A 20,457-nucleotide genomic window follows, 5' to 3' on the forward strand; every position below is an offset into this window, starting at 1 on the left:
CTCCCTCGTCGAGCCGACCGTCGGCGCCCTTCGCCCGCCGGAACGCGGCCCATGCTACGGCGAGCGCCGGGCGCCCGCCCCCGGGTGAAGGGGACGGGCGCCCGGCGTGGCGCGGGTGGTGCCCAGGTGGTGGTCGGCCGGTGTTCAAGGCGTGTCCGAGGCCGGTCACCGTAGGCGGCCGCCGGTGCTCAGGACAGCCGCCGCCCGAGCGGGATGCGGGAGCGGGTGAACAGCGCCGCGAGCAGCCCCGCCAGCACCGGCAGCGCCAGCACGATCAGCAGCAGCTCGCCCCAGGGCGCGGTGATCAGCGCCGGCGGGGCCCCGAACCCGCTGGCCCGGGACTTCAGCAGCCCCACCGCCGGCACGAACCCGTTGACCGCCCCGAGCAGGGCGCCCAGCAGCGCGATCAGCGTGCACTGGAGGCCCGCCATGCTCCGCCGGATCCGCGGCGGAGCGCCGACGGCGGCCAGGGTGGCCTGGTCCTGCCGGGAGTCGGCGGCCGCCAGCCCGGTGGCGATCCCGGCCGCGCCGAGCACGACCAGCCCGGCGAAGCCGGTGAGCGCCAGGGTGAGCGCGTCGCTCTTCGGCTGGTAGCCGCGCTCCACGGTCAGCTGGGCGAAGCGGTCGAGCCGGACGGCGGCCGCCTCGGCCCGCTGCTGCGCCTTGCGGTCGGGCGGGGTGGCGGGCAGCCAGACCGACCCGGTCGGCCGGGCGGAGAGGCCGAGCCGGGGCAGCGCGGAGGGCAGCACCAGGCCCTGGGCGAAGCCGGCGGCGGCCGGACTGTCGACCAGCACCGCCTCGACCGGCACCTCCTGGAGGTCGGGCTTGGGCACCTCGCCCGGCTGCAGCGGGGCGCCGCCCCCGCCGCGCAGCATCAGCACGGCCCGGCCGTCGGCGCCCACCAGGGACCGGTCGAAGACCAGCAACTTGCCGGCGGCCAGGGACTGTTCGGCGCCCTGGTCGTGGATGTCGAAGAGGTTGTGCAGCACGGTGGCGTCCCCGGCGGCCAGGTGCGGCGGGGCGTAGGCGGTGCGCCGGATCCCCTCCGGGCCCTTGAGCTGGACGGTGCTGGAGCAGTTGTCGCAGAAGCGGTACAGCACCTCGCCGAGATCGCCGCGCGGGCCGAGCCCGGACAGCTGCCGTTCCAACTCGGCGCGCTCCTCGGCGAGTCGGGGCCCCTCGGTGTGACTGATCAGCTGGACGGCGCCGTACGGGGCCTGCGGCCGGTAGTCGCGCCGGTTCTCGGCGTCGGTGCTGGTGGTGTAGACGCCGATGGCGACGGCGCCGGCCACCGCGGCCATCACCGCGGCCACCGCCGGAGCGGTGCGCGAGCGGTGCCGGGCGGAGTCGCGCAGCGCGAGCCGGGGCCCGAGGGGAAGCCGGCCGGCGGTCCGGCCGATCAGCGCGATCAGCATCGGGGTGCAGAGCAGCAGGCCGAGTTCGGCGGTCACCGAGCCGCCGAGCACGGTCAGGGTACGGAGGTCGTAGCCGCCGACGCCCGGCTGGTCGCGCTCGACCGCGGCCGCGCCGTACATCGCGAGCACGGCGCCGAGGGCGAGCAGTACGACGCCGCACACGGTGACCAGCCGGCTGGGCCCACGGACGGTGTCCCGGCCGGTCAGCCCGGCGGTGACGCTGCGGCGGGCGGCCTGCAGCGCGGGCAGCGCGGCCGCGAGCAGCGCGGTGACCAGGCCGATCCCGGCGATCGCCAGCAGGTCCAGCGGCGGTACGGCGAAGTGGCCGAAGCGCGCCCCGCCGATCCGCTCGATCCACGGCCGCAGCACGGCGACCACGGCGGTGCCGAGCACCACGCCGACCACCGCACCGGCCGCGCCGAGGACCACGCCGCCGCCCAGCACCACCGCGCCGACGTGGGCACGGCTGCCGCCCGCCGCGCCGAGCAGGGCGAGTTGGCGGCGCGAGCGGCGGGCGCCGACCGCGAAGGCGGGCCCGGCGAGCAGGGCGACCTCCAGCAGTGCCATGCCGGTGACGGTGGCGACGACGATCCTGGTGTTGCCGGCGGCCGTCCGGTCGCCGGAGCGGTACGCGTCGCGGTAGTAGGGGACGGCCTGCTCCGGCGGCGGGGCGAGTGCCACCGAGCGCGCGGTCAGGGTGTATCCGTGGGCGTTGAACCGCTGGACCTCGGCCCAGCCCAGGCTCGCCCCGGACGGCAGCCGGACCAGCCAGGCGGACCGGGTGGCCGAGGGCTGCTCCGCGGTGGGCCGGCCGGCGGCCGGTGCGCTGCTCAGCGCGGTGTTCAGCGGTTCGACCAACTCGCCGGGCCTGGCCACGAGTTCGACCCGGCCCAGCTCGCCCGGGTGCTCCACGACGCCGGTGATGGTGTAGCCGGTGCCCTCCAGGCCCTGGACGGTGGTGGTGGCGCCGGGTTCGAGCCCGGAACGGTCCAGGAAGGCCCGGGTGACGGCCACTTCGTGCGGGGCGCTCGGGGCGCGGCCCTCGACCAGGTCGAGCCGTCCGCGCCAGACCGGGTCGCCGAGGTCGGCCTCGGTGGTGAGGGTGCGGACCAGGCCCTCGGGCGAGGTCGCGCCGGCCTCCGGGCCGGGCCGGGCCGGGGTGAGCACGGTGCCGGGCGGCAGCAGCGAGGCGACCAGGGCGGCCGGGTCGGTGCTCGCGCCCTTCTGCTGTTCGGCCGTCGGCTGCTCCCCGGGGCGGGGCTGGACGGAGAAGGCGCCGTCCTCGGCGATCGGGGCCTGCTCGACCGGCTGACCGGGGGCGAGCGAGGTGACCAGGGCGTCCGCGCCGCCCACCACCCGCTCGACCCGTTCGGCCGGCGTCAGCTGCCCGCTGCGGTGGACCACGTCGGCGCCGGTGACGCCGAGCACGGGCAGCGCGATCATGGCGGCGATCAGCGCGCTGCGGCCCTTGGCCCGCAGTGCGTCGCGGCGGGCGATGCGCAGGGCGACCCGCCAGGCTCCGAGCCTCACCGCGTCACCTCACCGAGCGTGCCGGCCGGGTGCGCCGCGGCGAGCCGGGCGGAGGAGCGGCGGCCGGGGGTCTCCGAGGCGACCGCACCGTCCCGAAGGTGGACCACCCGGTCCGCCCAACTGGCGTGGGCCGCTTCGTGGGTGACCATCATCGCGGCCGCGCCGGCGTCGCAGCGGGCGCGCAGGACGGCGAGCACCGCCTCGCCGGTGGCCGAGTCCAGGGCGCCGGTCGGCTCGTCGGCGAGCACCAGCCGGCGCTCGCCGATCAGTGCCCGGGCGATCGCGACGCGCTGCTGCTGGCCGCCGGACATGTCGTCCGGGAAGCGATCGGCGAGTTCCCCGATGCCCAGCTCCTCCAGCGCGGCGAGCGCCTCCCGGCGGGCCCGGCGCCCCGGGACGCCGTCGAGTTCGCGCGGCAGGGCGATGTTCTCGGCGGCGGTCAGGGCCGGGATCAGGTTGTAGTCCTGGAAGACGTACCCGATCGAGCGCCGCCGCAGGTCGGCGAGCTTGCCGCGGCCGAGGCCGCCGAGCGCGACCCCCTCCACCAGCACCTCGCCGTCGCTGGGCTGGTCCAGCCCGCCGGCCAGGGTCAGCAGGGTCGACTTCCCGGAGCCGGACGGGCCCATGACGGCGACGAACTCGCCCGGGTGGACGGCCAGGTCGATGCCGCGCAGGGCGTGCACCTCGGCGGCGCCCCGCCCGTGCACCCGGGTGACGTCGGCCAGGCGCAGGACGGGTGCGGGCCGGGTCGGATCGGTGTGGGACACACTTCCCCCTCGTGAGCTGCTCAACTGCATATGTCGGTGAACTATATATGCCGGAGGACGTGAGGCAAGGCGGGATGGTTCCCGGATGGGGGCGGTGAGGTTCGGTCAAACTTCTACAAAGCTGTCGAGGATGTGGGCGGAACCCGGCGCGGATCGTTCGGGGCCGGTCTATGCTCGGGACGGCTCGCGGGTTCGGGGGCCGGGGTTCACGGCTTCGGGGTCCGGGGGGCGTGACTCCGCTGGTCCGGGGCCGTGTCGGGCCGTGCCGAGTCGCGTCGCGGAGCTCGTCGCCCGACGCGCGGTCAGGTCCGGGCGCGGCGGCCCGTGGAGGTCGGCGCGGCCGCCCTGCGCGCCTACCCGCCGGCCGCGCGGGCGATGGCCATCATCGAGGTCGTCGAGGCCGCGCGCCGAACCGTCGGCCGTGCCGGCCGCACGTCACCGCCCGCCCACGCGGACGGTCGGTGGGCGCAGGCCCGCCACCCGTCCGTACCCTCCTCCCGTGAAGGAGGTGCCGTCGTGCACACCCTGACCACCGCCGACTTCCTGATCCGGCTCGCCACGGGCGTCGCCTGCGGTGCGCTGATCGGCGTCGAACGCCAGTGGCGGGCCCGGATGGCCGGCCTGCGCACCAATGCCCTGGTCGCCGCCGGCGCCACCCTGTTCGTGCTGTACAGCGAGGCCGTCGGCGACTCCGGCAGCCCCACCAGGGTCGCCTCGTACGTCGTCTCCGGCATCGGCTTCCTCGGCGGTGGCGTCATCCTGCGCGACGGCGCCGGCGTGCGCGGCCTCAACACCGCGGCCACGCTGTGGTGTTCGGCCGCCGTCGGGGTGCTGGCCGCCGCCGGCCAACTGCAGTTCGCCGTCCTCGGCACGCTCGCCGTGCTCGCCGTCCACCTGGTGCTGCGCCCGGCCGGCCGGCTGCTCGACCGGGCCCCGCAGTCCGGCAGCGACCCGGACTCCACCAGCCGCGCCACCGTCCACCTGGAGTGCGACCGCAAGTCCGAGACCCACATCCGGGCCCTGCTGCTCCAGGCCCTCGCCGCCTCCGGGCTCGCCCCGACCGGTCTGCGCGCCCGCCGCACCGACAGCGGGGACGCCACCAGCCTGCGGGCCACCGTCGCGATCGCCGGATCGGTGACGCCGGCGCTCGAACACGTCGTCACCCGGCTGTCGTTGGAGCCGGGCGTGCGCGATCTGCACTGGCACCTGGAGGACGAACCGGAGGACCCCGGCAGCCCGGCGCTCGCCTGAGCCCGTGGAGCCGAAGGCCCGCCACGGCCCCGATCCACCCGATTCCCGCCCGGACCGACTGGAGGACCGATGCCGACCCCCGATCCCGAACACGGGCCGCTGGTGCCGATGCTGCTGGTGCTCACCGTGGTCACCGGAGTGGTCGACGCGGTCAGCTACCTCGAACTCGGCCACGTCTTCGTCGCCAACATGACCGGCAACGTGGTCTTCCTCGGCTTCGCCCTGGCCGGCGCGGCCAACCTGTCCGCCACCGCCTCGCTGGCCGCCCTCGCCGCCTTCCTGCTCGGTGCCCTGGCCGGCGGGCACCTCGCCCGGCGCCTGCCCGGCCACCGCGGACACCTGCTGACCACCGCCGTCACCGTCCAGTCGGCGCTGGTCGCGGTGGCCACCGTGCTGGCGGCGGTGGCCGGCCACACCGCCGACCCGGCCCGCTACACCCTGATCGGGCTGCTCGGCTTCGCCATGGGCGGCCAGAACGCGGTGGTCCGCGCACTGAAGGTCCCCGACCTCACCACCACCGTGCTCACCATGACCATCACCGCCCTGGCCGCCGACCGCACCGGCCCCCGCCGTCTCGCCTCCGCCGTCTGGATGTTCGCCGGCGCCCTGGTCGGCGCCCTCCTGGTCCTCCACGCGAGCGTCCCCGTCGCCCTCGCCCTGCCTCTCGCCCTCCTCCTCGCCGTCGCCGCCCTCACCCACCGCGCCGCCGGATCCACCCCGGCCCCCGCCTGGACGAGCCCCCGCTGACCGGGCGGCGAAGGAGCGGCTGTCCCGCCGGTGCGCTAGGGTCCCGGCGGGTCCGTGGTCTGCGGACCGTCGGGAAGGACGGGGGAGTCGGATGGGTGCGAGCGCCTGGTCGTACGCGATTCCGTACCGGGAGGACCTCCAGGCTGCCCTGGAGGTCCTGCGGGAGAGGGTCTTCACGGAGGACGAGTACTACCGGCAGGAGGGGTTCGCCTCGCTCGCGGAGCTCATGGACTCCGGGTGTCTCGACGAGGAGGGCGGCGCGCACTCCGTGCTCGACGTGGTCACCGTGGTCCACCGCGCCGTCGACGAGGAGGACCACGGCGACGTCCGGGTGGTGGAGGGGGCCGAGGTCGTGGAGCTGTTCGGCACCGAGCGGCCGTCGCTCGACACCGTCCGCGCCGCCGAGGAGAAGGGCGCGGGCGACATCGACTTCCCGCCCTCCTTCCGGGGCTCGGGCTGCTGCACGGTCACCTACGGGCCGGACGGCGCTCCTGACGGCCTCTACTTCTGGGGCGTCACCGGCGACTGACGGGCCGGGGCACGGGCCGGGGCGCGGCCCGAGGCCGGTCGGCCAGTCCTCGTCAGCCCCCGTCAGTCCTCGCGGCAGTGGCCGGCGCGGCCGCTCCAGCCGGGTTCGAGGCGGGCCCAGTCGGTGCTCCAGGCGGTCTCGGCGCGGCGGTCGAGGGTGTGGAGGCGCAGGCGGAGGGCGAGCGCCAGCAGGGCCAGGACGGCGAGGAGGGCCCCGGTGCCGGTGCAGCCGGCGGAGACCGCGAGGGCCACGCGGTCGGCCGGGGGGCCGGAGACGGCGCCGGCCGGGTCGACCCAGACGGGGACGTGGCTGCCGGTGACGGCGGAGTGCGGGGCCTGGACGGTGCCGGCGCGCTGGGTGCCGTCGGGGGCGGTCCAGGCGGCGGCGACGTCGATCCGGTTGCCGTAGCCGCCGGAGAAGCGGCTGCGCGCGGAGGTGGCGGCGGCGCGGTCCGGGAGGTCGCGGACCACGGCGTCGACCCGCTGCAGCCGTCCGCGGTCGGCCGCGGCCTGGTGTTCGGTGGAGCGGTAGAGGAGCAGGGAGCCGCCCGCGGACAGGGCGAGGGCGAGCACCGCGCCGAGCGCGGCGGACAGCCAGGCGCGGGCCCGGGAGCGGTCGAGGGGGCGGACGAGCGGCTCCTGCCGGGCACCGAGGGCCCGCCGCAGCTGTCGGCCGACGCGTCGGGGGAGCGACGCGGGCCGGGCCCGACGGGGAGTGCTGGACACGGTGAGGGCTCCTCAGGGGCGCGGTGACGCACGGCCTTTCCGCCCCAATGTCCACCCGACGACCCCTCGCGCACAAGACTCGTGCGCGTCCGGAGGAACGCCAGAGCCTCTCGGCCCCGCAGCCGGGACGTTCGACCCTCGGCGTCCGGCGGGCGGCGCGGGCAAGCTGGAGAGCGGCGGCGCCCTCCCGGTGCTTGGGCGCGGCCGTGGGCCCGGTTCGGCCGTGGGGGCGCCGGGTCGAGGTACGGGGCAGGGGGTGGTCGTGGGGTCACCCCCTGCCGCGCCGTGTCCGGAGCCTGCCCGTGCTCCGCCCGTTCCCCGGAGGCGAGCTGACGAGGTCCCGGCTCAGGGCCGGAGCTGACGAGGTCCCGGCTCAGGGCCGCCTGTTGCCCGGACGTCGGGCCCGCCGGGCGCGTCCTCAGCGGGCGACGGGGTAGCCGTGCGTCCCGTCGGCCCGGACCACGTCCAGCCCCGGCAGCCAGCTGCCGAGGACCAGCGCGGACGGGTAGAACATCGGCTCCGGCAGCGCGTCCACCGGGAAGCGCTCCCAGCCGGCGCAGGCGTGCGGCTCGGTGACCACGGCCTCGGCCAGGCTGGGCGGCGCCAGCACGGCGGCGGTCAGCCGGGGTCGGCCGAGTTCGTGGTCGAGGTGGACGGCGAGCACCCGCATCTCCTCGGCGGGCAGCACGATGCCGGTCTCCTCGGCGAGTTCGCGGGCCGCGGTCCGCTCGAAGGACTCGCCGAGGTCGACCTTGCCGCCGGGCAGGCTCCAGGTGGGCGGCTCACCGGCGGTGATCCGGCGGCCGATCAGCACCCGGCCGTCCCCGGTGGGCACGATGATCCCGGCGCCGAGCAGCGGTGCGATCGGTGCTGTGCTCAACTCGCCATCTCCTTCGGCTGGTTACCAGTTGGCGCGCTCGTAGTCCTTGAGGAAGCAGCCGTACAGGTCCTCGCCGGCCTCGCCGCGCACGATCGGGTCGTACACCCGCGCCGCGCCGTCGACCAGGTCGAGCGGGGCGTGGAAGCCCTCGTCGGCGAGCCGCATCTTGTCCGGGTGCGGCCGCTCGTCGGTGATCCAGCCGGTGTCGACGGCGGTCATCAGGATGCCGTCGGACTGGTACATCTCCTGCGCGCTGGTGCGGGTGAGCATGTTGAGCGCGGCCTTGGCCATGTTGGTGTGCGGATGGCCGGCGCCCTTGTAGCCGCGCGAGAACACGCCCTCCATCGCGGAGACGTTGACCACGTACTTGCGGCGGGACTTCGAGGCGGCCATCGCCGGGCGCAGCCGGCTGATCAGGATGAACGGTGCGGTGGAGTTGCAGAGCTGGACCTCCAGCAGCTCGACCGGGCCCACCTCCGAGACGGTCTGCACCCAGCTGTTGGTGTCCGCGAGGTCGGGCACCAGGCCGCCGGCGTCGATCGCGGTGCCGGCCGCGATCCGGGCGGGCGTGGCGGAGCCGGTGACCAGGGCCAGCGAGGTGACGTCCTCGGCGGCGATCCGCTGATCCCCGCCGCCCGCCTGGTGGGGGAGCTCGGGCAGGGCGACGCCGCCGCTGCCGAAGCGGCCGATCGTGGTGGCCTGCGGCAGCTCGCCGGCCGGCAGCGGCGCGGACTCGGCGTTCACCAGCTCGCGGTAGGACTCCGGCGGGCGGCGCACGGTCTGCGCGGCGTTGTTGATCAGGATGTCGAGCGGGCCGTCGGCGGCGACCTCGTCGGCCAGCGCCATCACCTGGGCCGGGTCGCGCAGGTCGATGCCGACGATCTTGAGGCGGTGGATCCACTCGGCGCTGTCCGGCATCGCCTTGAAGCGGCGGATCGCGTCGTTGGGGAAGCGGGTGGTGATGGTGGTGTGGGCGCCGTCGCGCAGCAGCATCAGCGCGATGTACATCCCGATCTTGGCGCGGCCGCCGGTGAGCAGGGCGCGCTTGCCGGTGAGGTCGGCGCGGGCGTCCCGGTGGGCGCGGTTCTTGACCGCGCAGTTCTGGCAGAGATTGTGGTAGAACGCGTCGACCTCGACGTACCGCTGCTTGCAGGTGTAGCAGGAGCGCGGGCGCTCCAGGATGCCGGCGATCTCGGTGGTGGTGACGGTGGTCAGGCCGAAGGCGCCGGCCGTCTCGTCGTCGATCCGGCTCGGCGCACCGGTGGCGGTGCGGGCGGTGACCGCGCGGTCGTTGGCGGTCTTGCGGGCCCGGGTCTCCTGACGGCGGCGCTGCTTGAGGGTGCGGAACACGCCGCCGACGGCCTGGCGGACGGTGATCGCGTCCGGGTGGTCCACGTGCAGCTCGTCGAGCTCGGCGAGCACCTCCAGGCAGAGCTTCAGCCGCTCGGGGTCGAGGCCGGGACCGTAGTCGACCTCCTCCTCGGTCTCCCCGGTGACCGGCTCCCGCGCGGTGTCCGTCCGCCCGGAGTCCGCCTGCTCTATGTCCGTCTGCCCGATGCTCACGCCTGCTGCCGCTTTCCCGTTCGCCACGCCCACACGCGTGAAGCCATGCCCGTTACCGCGTGAATGCTACGGGAGCGGTCCGGACCGGGGCGAAAACCGGACGTCGGAGGGGGTCTTTGGATGATCCTCCATGTCTACGCGCGGAGTATTGATCACGCTTTGTGCACAGCCCCAGCAATGCTCTTCGAACTGGCTTTTGCCCCCGGCCTCACGGAGAATCGAATGCTGGGTGCCGGGCGCCCGAGTGCGCTCCGGCGGCATGGCCGCAACCGCACCCGAGGTGTATCCCCCCAGCCAGAGAGCCCTTCTTCATGCGCTTCCTGAACGACCTCAAGCCCTCGTACGACCTGACGTACGACGACGTCTTCATGGTCCCCAGCCGTTCCGCCGTGGGCTCCCGGCAGGGTGTCGACCTCTCCTCGAACGACGGCACCGGCACCACCATCCCGCTGGTCGTGGCCAACATGACCGCCATCGCCGGCCGCCGGATGGCCGAGACCGTCGCCCGCCGCGGCGGCCTGGTCGCCATCCCGCAGGACATCCCCACCGAGGTCATCGCCGAGGTCGTCTCCTGGGTCAAGCAGCGCCACCTGGTCTTCGACACCCCGATCACCCTCGCCCCGGGCGCCACGGTGGCCGAGGCGATCTCGCTGCTGCCCAAGCGCGCCCACGGCGCCGTCGTGGTGGTCGAGGACGGCAGGCCGGTCGGCGTGGTCACCGACTCCGACTGCCAGGGCGTGGACCGCTTCACCAGCCTGGCCGACGTCATGTCCCGCGAGCTGCTGGTGCTGGACGAGGGCATCGACCCGCGGACCGCCTTCGACAAGCTCACCGAGGCGCACCGCAAGCTCGCCCCGGTCGTGGACGGCGAGGGCCGGCTGGTCGGCATCCTCACCCGCAAGGGCGCGCTGCGCGCCACCCTGTACACCCCGGCCGTGGACGCGGCGGGCCGGCTGCGGATCGCCGCCACCGTCGGCATCAACGGCGACGTCGCCGGCAAGGCCGCGGCGCTCCTCGAGGCCGGCGCCGACGTGCTGGTCGTCGACACGGCGCACGGCCACCAGGAGTCCATGATCAGCGCGCTGCGCGCGGTGCGCGGCCTGGACCCGAAGGTCCCGATCGTGGCCGGCAACGTGGTCTCCGCCGTCGGTGTCCGCGACCTGGTCGAGGCGGGCGCCGACATCCTCAAGGTCGGCGTCGGCCCCGGCGCCATGTGCACCACCCGGATGATGACCGGCGTCGGCCGGCCGCAGTTCTCCGCCGTCCTGGAGTGCGCCGCCGAGGCGCGCCGGCTCGGCAAGCACGTCTGGGCGGACGGCGGCGTGCGCCACCCGCGCGACGTCGCGATGGCGCTGGCCGCCGGTGCCTCCAACGTGATGATCGGCTCCTGGTTCGCCGGGACCTACGAGTCCCCGGGCGACCTCCAGACCGCCGCCGACGGCCGCCAGTACAAGGAGAGCTTCGGCATGGCCTCGGCCCGTGCGGTGAGCAACCGCACCGCCCAGGACTCCTCGTACGACCGGGCCCGCAAGGCGCTGTTCGAGGAGGGCATCTCGCACTCCCGGATGTTCCTCGACCCGGCCCGCCCGGGCGTCGAGGACCTGATCGACTCGATCATCGCGGGCGTCCGCAGCTCCTGCACCTACGCGGGCGCCGCCAGCCTGGAGGAGTTCCACGAGAAGGCGATCGTGGGCATCCAGAGCGCCGCCGGCTACGCCGAGGGCAAGCCGCTGCACTCCAGCTGGGCCTGATCGCCGCCGGCGCCCGTCGCGCCTGCCGCACCCGTCAGGCCTGCCGCGCCCGCCGTGACCGTACCGCCGGCCGCCCGGCTCCTCGCTTCGGGGAGCCGGGCGGCCGCGGCCGTCACGGGGGCGCGCCGCCCGGTTCCGGGGCGGTCCGCCGCCCGGCGAGCCGCCTGGTCCTCCGAGCGGCTCCCCCGGGGAGCGGCGGGCCCGTCGTCCGGCGTGCCGTCCGGCCCGGGTGGGAGCAGAGCTCCGAGCGGGAGCAGCAGCGCGCGGCCGAGCAGCCCGACCGAAGCGTCCAGCGCGGTGGTGAACGCCCGGGCCGCGTCCGGCAGGTGGCGCAGCTCCCACAGCGCCTCGGCGGCGTTCCAGGCGCCCTCCCGGGCGGCCGCGACCGACCAGACGCCGAGCAGGTGGGTGAGCGGCTCGGCGAGCTCCAGCAGGTCGGGCCCGGGCATCAGCTGCTCCCGGACGGCCGCCTCCTCCTCGGCCAGCACCCGGTTGATCCGGTGGTAGTCCTCCTCCAGGACGGCCGGCTCGCAGCCCCGGCGGCGGCAGGTGTCCACGACGGCCAGCGGCAGGTCGTGCTGGATGTGGGCGTTCATCCCGGCCAGTGCGAACTGCAGCGGGAGCACGCCCGGGTGGGCCCGCAGCGCGAACAGCGGCCGCCAGGAGGCGGGCGGCTCCTGCCCGGCCTCGTCGGCCGCCACGGCCCGCAGGTAGTGCCCGGCGAACACCACGTCCAGCTCGGCCACCGCCCGCGGGTCGGCGAAGCACCCGCGGCCCAGCCGGTCGCGGACGGCCTCCGTCACGGTGAGGTAGAGCCGGTTGAAGACCGCCACCCCGTCGGCCGGGGGCAGCCCCGCCCCGATCCGCCGCAGCCGCCGGACCACCCGCTCGATCCCGGCCCTGTCCGGGGCCGCCTCCGCGGTCACCGCCGTCGTACGATCCACCGCCGTGTCGGGCATGTGCCACCCTCCGATGTCGATCGTCCACTGATCGCATCATCGTGGCAGCGTGGGCGGGAGCCCGGTGGACGCAGCACGTGTCCGTCGAGCCGGTGTCACACGATCAGGCTGTCCCCACCCGTGGCATGATCCGGCCAAGGCGTTGCCAAGTCTTTTCCGACACCCCGCCTCCTGCCATGATCCGTGACCGTGATCAACCGACGAACCCTCATCACCGCGCTGGCCGCGGCCCCGGCCCTCGGCACCCTCGGCGCCGTCGTGGGAAGCACCCCCGCGAGCGCCGCCGGCGACCTGTTCCCCTCCAACACGGCCCTCTACGCCAGCTCGACCGTGGTCGAGGGCGTGGACTACGGCCGCCGCTACCGCCGGCACCTGATCGACGACCAGAGCCTGCAGAGCCGCGGGCCGTTAGTCCGGACCACGATCATCGCCCCGCACGGCGGCGGCATCGAGGTCGGCACCTCCGAACTGTGCCTGGCCATCGCCGGCTACCACCCGGCCGACCTCACCCCGACCCCGGCCGCCGGGCCGACGCACGACTTCTGGATGTTCGAGGGCCTGCGCTCCTCCTACAACGGCGAGCTGCACGTCACCTCGACCCACTGCGACGACGGCGTGGCCCGTGCGATGTGCGCCGGCAGCCTCAACGTGGTGTCGCTGCACGGTTGCACCGCCGCCCAGGCCGGCCTGGAAGCCGGCGCCCAGGCCGTGCTGGTCGGCGGCCTGAACTCCACCTTCCGCCAGTACCTGATGGAGGAGTTCGCGGCGGAGGGCATCCGGGCCGTGACCGCCTCCGGCGAGGAGGAGATCGCGGGCATCTCGACGGAGAACATCTGCAACCGCAGCCTGCTCGGCATGGGCGCCCAGCTGGAGATGACCACCGAGCTGCGGACCGCGATGTTCGCCCCCGGCAAGAACACCCGTGCCGAGCGGGCGACCAACACCCTGCCGCTGTTCTGGAGCTACGCGACCGCCGTCCGGACGGCGATCAAGCGGCTGGAGGCCGGGCAGACCGTTCTCTGACCGTTCTCCGGCCGGTCGGGCGGCCGGCCGCGCGTGCCGCGGCCGGCGTCAGCCCAGCTCGTACTCCAGGACGTAGACGTGGGTGCCGGACTCGTCGACGGTCAGCCGGAACTCCCCGGTGATCCCGGCCAGCCCGCCCGTGCCCGTGCCCGGCACCACGCGTATCGTCGTGCCGGTGGTGTCCCAGGCCGCGTGCTGGAGCACGAACGAGCCCGCGCGCCCGTCCAGCTGACCCGTCACGTGCTCCACCGCGACGTACGAGGCCGGGCCGCCGGAGGGGCCCGCGACGGAGAGCATCCGCACCTCGCTCGTGCCGCTCAGCCCGCCCGTGAAGGTCTTGGCGATCCGGACCCGCCCGAAGGCAGCGCCCTCCCGCTCCTCCGTCTCCACCGGCTCGAACGCGGTGAGTTCGAACGACCCGCTTGCCCTGCTCCCCATGGCGCCGTCCCCTCGTAGACCGTCGGCCCTCGGGCGGCCGGCTCCCCGCCGACCGCGAACCGAGCCTTGCACACGGCACTGACAATCGCGTCCGGCCGCTTCCCGTAGCCGCTTTTCCTAGCCGCCTCCCGGAGGCGACGCGCGGAGCCGCCGGGCGGAGCCACCGGTGCGGCCCGGTCACGGCTCCCAGCGGATCGCCAGCACCGCCGCGTCGTCGGCCAGCCCGGCGTCCCCGACCCAGTCGCCGACGTCCGCCAGCACGGCGTCCAGCAGGTCCGCCGGGGAACCGCCGTGCAGGCCGGGCAGCCGCTCGGCGATCGGGTAGAACCCGCCCCCGGCGTCCCGGGCCTCCGACACCCCGTCGGTGTGCAGGAGCAGGACGTCGCCCGGCTCCGGGTCGAACCGCCGGTCCGCGTACCCGCCGCCGGTGAGCCCGAGCAGGCCCAGCGGCGGCGCCGGGAACGGGGGCTCCAGTTCGCTCACCCGGCCCGCCCGGCGCAGCAGCGGGTGCGGATGGCCGCAGTTCACCAGTCGCACCGGTCCCCGGTCCGGCGCCACGTCGAGCAGCAGCGCGGTGGCGAACCGCCCGTCGTCCGACGGCCGGGCGGCGAGCGCCGCGTCCAGCCGCTCGGCGAGCCGGCCGGGATCGGGCTCGGTCCGTGCGGCCTCCCGGAACACGCCGAGGACGTCCGCCGCCGTCTCCACCGCCGGCAGTCCGTGCCCCTGGACGTCCCCGAGCAGGATGCGCACCCCGAAACTGGTCTCCACCACGGCGTACAGGTCCCCGCCGATCCGGGCCTCGGCGGCCGCCGCCACGTACCGCACCGCCAGGCGCAACGGTCCGATCCGCTCCGGCGGCGGGCGCAGCAGGGCCCGCTGCGCGGCCTCGGCCACCGTCCGGACCTGGAACAGCTCCCGCTCGCGGGCCGCCACCAGGACGACGCTGGTGGCACTGGCCAGCGTGGAGGCCAGGACGGTGACCGGCACGCTGATCCGGACCGAGAGCGGCAGCCGCTCGTTGGTCGACTCCAGCATCCCGACGGTCAGCAGCGCCGCCGCGCCGACCAGCAGTGGCACCCTGGCCCGCCGGGTGGTCGCGCCGGCCAGCACCGGGGCCACCGCGAGCAGCGGGGCCAGGGTGGTTCCCGGCCCGATGGCCAGTGCGGTCACCACGGCGGCGACCAGCAGCAGGAGCGCGCCGTAGAGCAGCAGCCGGGTCCGCCTCGGCAGGTGCAGCGGCGGCACCCCGTCCGGGCCGTCGGCGGTCACGCGTCCTCCAGTGGTGCCGGCGGGTCCGGCGGTTCGGTCGGTCGGTCCGGCGAGTCGGTCCGGCGGTTCGGTCGGTCCGGCGGTTCGGTCTCGGGGCTGGTCCGGCCGGTGGGCCGGAAGCCGGCCCGCCCGTCGGCCGACCGGCACACGGTCGGAGGCCCCCGGCGGAGCGAGGGCCTCCGGTCCACTCTCCCCGCCCGGACCCGGGTCAGCACCTCGGCGGCGGGCCGCGCGCCGGCGCGCACTACGCTGGGCCGGGAGATGAGACGCAAGAACCGCCGCCCGGCCTCCCCCCTCCCGCAGCGCCGCGGCGTGGCCCCGGTGCACCTCCGGCTGCCGCTCGAAGGCCCCTGGCCGACGGTGCGGGACCACCTGGTGGACCGGCTGCCCGCCGTCCCGGCCGAGCGGATCGACGCGGCACTGCGGGACGGCGAGATCGTCGGTGAGCACGGCCCGATCGCCCCGGCGGAGCCGTTCCGCCCCGGCGCCCACCTCTGGTTCCACCGGGACCTGCCCGAGGAGGTGCGCGTCCCGTTCGAGCTGGTCGTGCTGCACCGCGACGAGCACCTGGTGGTCGTCGACAAGCCGCACTTCCTGGCCACCACCCCGCGGGGCCGGCACGTGGCCGAGACGGCGCTGTCCCGGCTGCGGCACGGCCTCGACCTGCCCGCGCTCAGCCCCGCCCACCGCCTGGACCGGCTCACCGCGGGCCTGGCCATGTTCGTCGTCCGCCCGGAGGACCGCGGCGCCTACCAGACGCTGTTCCGGGACCGCCTGGTGCGCAAGGAGTACCAGGCGATCGCCGCGTACGACCCGGAGCTGAGCCTGCCGCGCACCGTGCGCAGCCACATCGTCAAGGAGCGCGGGGTGATCGCCGCGCAGGAGATCGACGCCCCGCCGAACAGCGAGAGCCGGATCGACCTGCTGGAGCACCGCGACGGCCTCGCCCGCTACCGGCTGCGGCCGCTGAGCGGGCGCACCCACCAGCTGCGGCTGCACATGTGCGGCCTCGGACTGCCGATCCTCGGCGACCCGGTCTACCCGGTGGTGCTGCCCGAGCCCGCCCCGGACGACTTCCGCGGCCCGCTGCAGCTGCTCGCCTCGACCGTCGAGTTCACCGACCCGCTGACCGGCCGCGAGCGCCGCTTCGAGACCCGCCGCACCCTGGCCGCCTGGACCGACCCCCGGGGCTGGGCCGCCGGCGCCGTCTGACGGCCGGGTCCGCGCGGGCGTTCGGATGATCCGGCTGTTCCGTCAGGCCAGCAGCGTGCGGGCCACGTGGTCGGTGTCCAGGTACTCGCGGACGGCGGTGATCAGGCCGTCCGTCACGGTGAACACCCCCAGGCAGCGGTTCTCGTAGGCGGCGCCGTTGGCGGCCGTGCCGACGGTGGTCCACTCGGCCACCGCCTGCGGACCGTCGGCGAGAACCCGGGTGAGGGTGATGACCGGCAGGCCGTCGGCGGCGAAGAGGGCACCGACCCGGCCGAGGAAGTCCCCGAAGATCTCCTGCTTGCCGTGCCAGGTCCGGGAGAGCGGGAGGTCGCCCGGGTAGTTCCAGGTGGCGTCCTCGGCGAACAGGGCGATCGCGGCCTCGCGTTCGCCCGCCGCGAGGAGGGTGACGTAGTCGGTGACGACGGTACGGGCGTCGGGGTGCTGCACGGTGGGCTCCTGGGGTTCGTCCGGGCGGGGCGGTCCCGCCGCGGCACCAGACAACCGCCGGGGCGGGCCGACGGGCCAACAACCGCGGCGGCGGCCCGACAACCGTCCGTTGTTCATGCGGGCCGGACGGGCGTTCCGCACGCGGGACGGCGTTGGCGCACGCGGGGCGGCGTTCACGTTCGCGGGACGGGCGTCCGTGCGCGCGGGACGGCGTTCACGCGGGACGGCGTTCACGCGGGCGGGACGAAGCCCGGAGGCAGCTCCAGCTCGAACCAGACCACCTTGCCGTCCTCGGTCCGGCGGCTGCCCCAGCGGTGCGCCAGCTCGTTGACCAGGTGGATGCCCCGGCCGCCCTCGTCCTCGCCGCGGGCGCGGCGGATCCGCGGCACCTCGGATTCCTGGTCGGCGACCTCGACGGTGAGCACCCGGTTGCAGTACAGCCGCAGCTGGGTGGGCGATCCGGCGTGCACCAGGGCGTTGGTGATCAGCTCGCTGGTGAGCAGCTCGGCCCAGTCGGCGAGCGCGTCGAGCCCCCAGGCGGCCAGTGTCTCGCGGGTGAAGCGGCGCGAGTGGGCGACCATGGCGTGGTCCCCGGTGAGCGGGAGGATGGCGATCCGGTCCGCGCCCCGCGGGCGGACCTGCGCCATGATGACGGCGATGTCGTCCTCGCCGGTGGTCTCGGTGAGCCGGCTCAGGACGGCCTCGCAGGTCTGCTCCAGCGAGCCGCGCCGGTCGGCGACGGTCCGGCAGAGCAACTCCAGCCCCTCGTCCAGGTCCTGGCCCCGGCGCTCGACCAGGCCGTCCGTGTAGAGGGTGAGGATTCCTTCCTCGGGAAGGGTGAACTCGGCGCTCTCGAAGGCGACTCCGCCCACCCCGAGCGGAGTGCCCGACGGCAGCTCGATCAGGCGCGCCCGCCCCTCGGCGTCGGCGACCACCGGTGGCAGGTGCCCGGCGCTGGCCGCGGTGCAGCGGCGGTCCACCGGGTCGTACACCACGCAGACGCAGGTGGCGAACTGGCCCTCGCCGACCGTCGCGGCCGCCTCGTCCAGCCGGTACAGCACCCGCGCCGGGTCCAGGTCCAGGGTGATCAGGGTCCGGGCGGCCGTGCGGAGTTGGCCCATCGTGGCGGCGGCCCGGATGCCGTGGCCCATGACGTCGCCGACGATCAGCGCGACCCGCCCGGAGGACAGCGGCACCACGTCGAACCAGTCGCCGCCGACCTCGCTGACCACACTGCTCGGCAGGTAGCGGTAGGCGAGGTCCAGCCCGAGGGTGCGGTGCACCTCCTGCGGCAGCAGACTGCGCTGGAGGGTGAGCGCGGTGTCCCGCTCGCGGCGGTAGAGCCGGCCGTTGTCGATCGCCAGCGCGGTGCGGGCGGCCAGTTCCTCGGCCAGCGAGCGGTCCGCCGGGCCGAACGGCACCGGGTTGCGGGTGCGGACGAACTCCGCGCCGCCCAGGACGTGTCCGCGCGCCACCAGCGGCACCATCAGGTAGGAGTGCACCCCGGCGTCCAGGCTCGGCTGCACCCGGTCGGGCGAGGCGACGATCCGGCGCAGTTCCTCCTCGGTCACCTCGGAGACCAGGATCGAGCGCCGGGTGCGCAGGCTCTGCGCGTACAGCTTCGCCGACTGCGAGGTCTCGCCCACCTCGTCGGCCGCCCCCTGCATGGTGCCGTCCGGGCCGGTGTCGCCGACCGCGACCGCCCGCATCAGCACCGGGCCCTCCGCCGGGACGGCCCCGGGCTCCTCGCCGCTGAGCACCTCCTCACGCAGGTCCACGGTGACGAAGTCGGCGAAACGCGGGATCACCACCTCCACCAACTCCCGTGCGGTGCGGTGCAGATCGAGCGTGGTACCGATCCGGTTGCTGGCGTCGTTCAGCAGTGACAGCCGCTGCTGGGCGGCCCGTGCCTCGTCCAGCGCCCGCTGCCGGGCGGCGGCGGCGTCGCGCTCCCGGGTGAACAGCAGCGCGTTGTCGATGGACACGGCCGCCCGCACCGCCAACTCCCCTGCCAGCGCCACGTCGGCGTCCTCGTACGGGCGCTCGACGAGGGTGCGGTAGAAGCCCGCCACGCCGATCGGGGTGCCGCGCGCGATCAGCGGGACCACCATGAACGACCGCACGTTCTGCTCCCGAACGGCGGCCCTGCGCACCGGGTCGTCGGCGAACCAGGCCATGCCCTCCTCGTCCAGCCGCGGCACCAGCACCGGCTCGCGGTGCGCCAGGCACCACGCGTACGGCGAACCGGGCGCGAAGCGGTGCAGGTTGCGGGCGCGGTCGATCGGCGCCAGGGTCGAGCCGCGCACCGAGTGGAAGGCCATCCGCCGCAGCAGCGCCGAACCGTCCACAGGGGCGGTCGCCTCGCGCTCGCCGCGGACCAGTTCCTCCAGCACCTCCACCACCACGGTGTCGGCCAGCCGCGGTGTCGCCACCTCGGCCAGCTCCTGGGCGGTCTGGGCGAGATCGAGCGTGGTGCCGATCCGGGCGGAGGCCGCGTTGACCAGCGCCAGGCGCTCCTGCGCGGCCCTGGCCTCGCGCAGCGCCTGCTGCCGGGCCAGCCCGGTCTGGTGCTGGCGCAGGTACAGCCGGGCGTTGTCCAGCGCGACGGCCGCGCGCGAGGCCAGCTCGTCGCCGAGCGTGATGTCGGCCGCCGCGAAGGACTCCCGCGCGCCGCGCCGCGAGTACACCACCATGCCGAGCGTCGTGCCGCGCGCCACCAGCGGGGTGATCCGCACCGGGCGCGGGCGGTCGCCGAAGAAGGCCTGGCGGTGGCGCTCGTTGAGGCGCTCGCTCAGCGCCGGCAGCTCCCAGGACGGCACCACCACCGTGCGCCCGCCGGTCAGCGCCCGGGCGTACGGGGAGTCCGGCGGCAGCTCGTACACGGCGTCCACCGGCAGCGCCTCGGCCGGGTACTGGGCGTCGTCGGAGGCGATCGCGAGGCGGCGCACCAGCAGCGGGGCGTCCGGCGGGGGCGGCTCGACGTTCCGGCCGGCCACCAGCTCCTCCAGGCCGAACACCGCGCTGATGTCGGCGACCCTGGGCACCATCGCGTCGACCAGCTCCCGGGCGGTCTGCCGCAGGTCCAGGGTGGTGCCGATCGAGGCGGTCGCGTCGACCAGCAGGGACAGCCGCTCCTGCGCGCGGGCCGCCCGGGCGTCGGCGTGGAACCGCTCGGTGATGTCGATGACCGTGGCACACACCCCGAGCACCCGGCCGCCGCGGTCCCGCAGCCGGAAGTAGGAGGCCGACCAGGCGTGGTCGTGGCTCGGGTCGCCCGGGGTGCGGCCGTGCGCGAGGTCGTCCACCACCGGCTCTCCGCTCTCCAGGACCCGGCGCATCACCTCCTCGGACTCGGGGGCGTTGATCCCGGGCAGCACCTCGGAGAGCCGCCGGCCCAGGGGATCCCCGACGTCCAGGCCGTTGGCGTCCGCCAGCGCCTCGTTCAGCCGGACGAAGCGCAGGTCGGTGTCGAACACCGCCATGCCCACCGGGGACTGGGTGAAGAATCCGTCGAGGAGGGCCAGATCGGCCTGGAGCCGGTGCAGCGTGGTCACCTCGGAGGCGACCGCCAGCACCATCGGGGCGCCGCCGGGGCCGAGGACCGGATGGGTGCGGAACTCCAGGTCCACCAGGTGGCCGTCCCGGTGCCGGACGGGGAAGACCCCGGACCACGGTCGGCCCCCCAGGATCTGCCGGAACAGCTGGAGCACGTCCGGCCGGTGCTCGTCGGAGGTCAGCAGCGTCGCCGCCTTCGCCCCCACCGCTTCTCGCGCGGAGTGTCCGAGCAGCGCCTCCGCGTCACTGCTCCAGTGCAGGATGCGCCCGTCGGCGTCGATCAGCGCCGTGGCGATCGGCACCATCAGCAGGGCGTCCTGCCGAGGCTGCCCCGCGCGCTGCGCGTAGTCGTCCACCATGGCCAGAGAACCGTCCCAGAAACCGTCCGGAGATCGT

At 75.3% G+C, this 20,457-nt stretch carries 16 protein-coding genes; 6 read left to right on the plus strand and 10 right to left on the minus strand.

Translation table 11 applies throughout. The features are described from left to right. Nucleotides 1-188: 188 nt before the first annotated feature. Nucleotides 189-2,945 carry an FtsX-like permease family protein gene (locus tag ABZ449_RS03165; protein WP_360339246.1) on the minus strand — a complete coding sequence of 919 codons (2,757 nt, stop codon included), beginning with the start codon at nucleotides 2,943-2,945 and terminating at the stop codon, nucleotides 189-191. Then, complete coding sequence (locus ABZ449_RS03170) at nucleotides 2,942-3,712, minus strand: ABC transporter ATP-binding protein (RefSeq protein ID WP_360339249.1); 771 nt, start codon at nucleotides 3,710-3,712, stop codon at nucleotides 2,942-2,944. The genes ABZ449_RS03165 and ABZ449_RS03170 overlap by 4 nt, the downstream gene beginning before the upstream one ends. A gap of 324 nt (nucleotides 3,713-4,036) precedes the next feature. On the opposite strand from ABZ449_RS03170, the gene ABZ449_RS03175 reads away from it, so the two are divergent. The 3 genes from ABZ449_RS03175 to ABZ449_RS03185 all read left to right on the plus strand — a co-directional run bounded on the left by ABZ449_RS03175 (nucleotide 4,037) and on the right by ABZ449_RS03185 (nucleotide 6,239). Then, nucleotides 4,037-4,963, plus strand: a complete 927-nt coding sequence (locus ABZ449_RS03175; protein ID WP_360339252.1) for an MgtC/SapB family protein — start codon at nucleotides 4,037-4,039, stop codon at nucleotides 4,961-4,963. A gap of 69 nt (nucleotides 4,964-5,032) precedes the next feature. Next, complete coding sequence (locus tag ABZ449_RS03180; RefSeq protein ID WP_360339255.1) at nucleotides 5,033-5,710, plus strand: YoaK family protein; 678 nt, start codon at nucleotides 5,033-5,035, stop codon at nucleotides 5,708-5,710. A gap of 91 nt (nucleotides 5,711-5,801) precedes the next feature. Beyond that, on the plus strand, nucleotides 5,802-6,239 hold the full coding sequence (locus ABZ449_RS03185; RefSeq protein ID WP_360339258.1) for a hypothetical protein: 438 nt from the start codon (nucleotides 5,802-5,804) through the stop codon (nucleotides 6,237-6,239). Nucleotides 6,240-6,301: 62 nt separating this feature from the next. Here the strand turns inward: ABZ449_RS03185 and ABZ449_RS03190 are convergent, their stop codons facing one another. The 3 genes from ABZ449_RS03190 to ABZ449_RS03200 all read right to left on the minus strand — a co-directional run bounded on the left by ABZ449_RS03190 (nucleotide 6,302) and on the right by ABZ449_RS03200 (nucleotide 9,284). After that, the gene (locus ABZ449_RS03190) at nucleotides 6,302-6,964 is read right to left on the minus strand and encodes a hypothetical protein (RefSeq protein WP_360339261.1); all 663 of its coding nucleotides are present in this window, start codon (nucleotides 6,962-6,964) and stop codon (nucleotides 6,302-6,304) included. A gap of 418 nt (nucleotides 6,965-7,382) precedes the next feature. Then, nucleotides 7,383-7,844, minus strand: a complete 462-nt coding sequence (locus tag ABZ449_RS03195) for an NUDIX domain-containing protein (protein WP_360339264.1) — start codon at nucleotides 7,842-7,844, stop codon at nucleotides 7,383-7,385. 21 nt (nucleotides 7,845-7,865) lie between these two features. Beyond that, complete coding sequence (locus ABZ449_RS03200) at nucleotides 7,866-9,284, minus strand: SDR family NAD(P)-dependent oxidoreductase (protein ID WP_360339474.1); 1,419 nt, start codon at nucleotides 9,282-9,284, stop codon at nucleotides 7,866-7,868. A gap of 434 nt (nucleotides 9,285-9,718) precedes the next feature. Between ABZ449_RS03200 and ABZ449_RS03205 the strand changes: the two genes are divergently transcribed. Continuing rightward, a complete protein-coding gene (locus tag ABZ449_RS03205; RefSeq protein ID WP_360339267.1) occupies nucleotides 9,719-11,158 on the plus strand; it encodes a GuaB1 family IMP dehydrogenase-related protein in 1,440 nt (479 codons plus the stop codon). On the opposite strand, the gene ABZ449_RS03210 is transcribed toward ABZ449_RS03205, so the two are convergent. Beyond that, complete coding sequence (locus ABZ449_RS03210; protein ID WP_360339270.1) at nucleotides 11,119-12,117, minus strand: DUF5995 family protein; 999 nt, start codon at nucleotides 12,115-12,117, stop codon at nucleotides 11,119-11,121. The genes ABZ449_RS03205 and ABZ449_RS03210 overlap by 40 nt on opposite strands. Nucleotides 12,118-12,300: 183 nt before the next feature. Here ABZ449_RS03210 and ABZ449_RS03215 point away from each other — a divergent pair, with 183 nt between their 5' ends. Then, the gene (locus ABZ449_RS03215; RefSeq protein WP_360339273.1) at nucleotides 12,301-13,140 is read left to right on the plus strand and encodes a poly-gamma-glutamate hydrolase family protein; all 840 of its coding nucleotides are present in this window, start codon (nucleotides 12,301-12,303) and stop codon (nucleotides 13,138-13,140) included. Nucleotides 13,141-13,188: 48 nt separating this feature from the next. Here the strand turns inward: ABZ449_RS03215 and ABZ449_RS03220 are convergent, their stop codons facing one another. Beyond that, entirely contained in the window at nucleotides 13,189-13,578 is a 390-nt protein-coding gene (locus tag ABZ449_RS03220; protein ID WP_360339276.1) for a DUF3224 domain-containing protein, read from the minus strand. A 177-nt stretch (nucleotides 13,579-13,755) separates the two neighbouring features. Continuing rightward, the gene (locus ABZ449_RS03225; RefSeq protein WP_360339279.1) at nucleotides 13,756-14,847 is read right to left on the minus strand and encodes a PP2C family protein-serine/threonine phosphatase; all 1,092 of its coding nucleotides are present in this window, start codon (nucleotides 14,845-14,847) and stop codon (nucleotides 13,756-13,758) included. A 261-nt stretch (nucleotides 14,848-15,108) separates the two neighbouring features. Between ABZ449_RS03225 and ABZ449_RS03230 the strand changes: the two genes are divergently transcribed. Then, complete coding sequence (locus ABZ449_RS03230; RefSeq protein ID WP_360339282.1) at nucleotides 15,109-16,059, plus strand: pseudouridine synthase; 951 nt, start codon at nucleotides 15,109-15,111, stop codon at nucleotides 16,057-16,059. Between the two features lie 42 nt (nucleotides 16,060-16,101). Here ABZ449_RS03230 and ABZ449_RS03235 read toward each other — a convergent pair whose 3' ends face one another. Next, on the minus strand, nucleotides 16,102-16,506 hold the full coding sequence (locus ABZ449_RS03235; protein WP_360339285.1) for a nuclear transport factor 2 family protein: 405 nt from the start codon (nucleotides 16,504-16,506) through the stop codon (nucleotides 16,102-16,104). A gap of 230 nt (nucleotides 16,507-16,736) precedes the next feature. Further along, a complete protein-coding gene (locus tag ABZ449_RS03240; protein ID WP_360339288.1) occupies nucleotides 16,737-20,420 on the minus strand; it encodes a SpoIIE family protein phosphatase in 3,684 nt (1,227 codons plus the stop codon). Nucleotides 20,421-20,457: the final 37 nt, after the last annotated feature.

Source organism: Kitasatospora sp. NPDC005856, from assembly GCF_040629945.1.
In the GTDB taxonomy this organism is placed as follows: Bacteria; Actinomycetota; Actinomycetes; order Streptomycetales; family Streptomycetaceae; genus Kitasatospora.

Excerpts from the sequence above, each read along its gene's own strand:
- ABZ449_RS03230 (WP_360339282.1), top strand. The coding sequence starts at position 15,109 with ATGAGACGCAAGAACCGCCGCCCGGCCTCCCCCCTCCCGCAGCGCCGC.
- ABZ449_RS03185 (WP_360339258.1), top strand. The coding sequence starts at position 5,802 with ATGGGTGCGAGCGCCTGGTCGTACGCGATTCCGTACCGGGAGGACCTC.
- ABZ449_RS03240 (WP_360339288.1), bottom strand. The coding sequence starts at position 20,420 with ATGGTGGACGACTACGCGCAGCGCGCGGGGCAGCCTCGGCAGGACGCC.
- ABZ449_RS03220 (WP_360339276.1), bottom strand. The coding sequence starts at position 13,578 with ATGGGGAGCAGGGCAAGCGGGTCGTTCGAACTCACCGCGTTCGAGCCG.
- ABZ449_RS03180 (WP_360339255.1), top strand. The coding sequence starts at position 5,033 with ATGCCGACCCCCGATCCCGAACACGGGCCGCTGGTGCCGATGCTGCTG.
- ABZ449_RS03210 (WP_360339270.1), bottom strand. The coding sequence starts at position 12,117 with ATGCCCGACACGGCGGTGGATCGTACGACGGCGGTGACCGCGGAGGCG.
- ABZ449_RS03205 (WP_360339267.1), top strand. The coding sequence starts at position 9,719 with ATGCGCTTCCTGAACGACCTCAAGCCCTCGTACGACCTGACGTACGAC.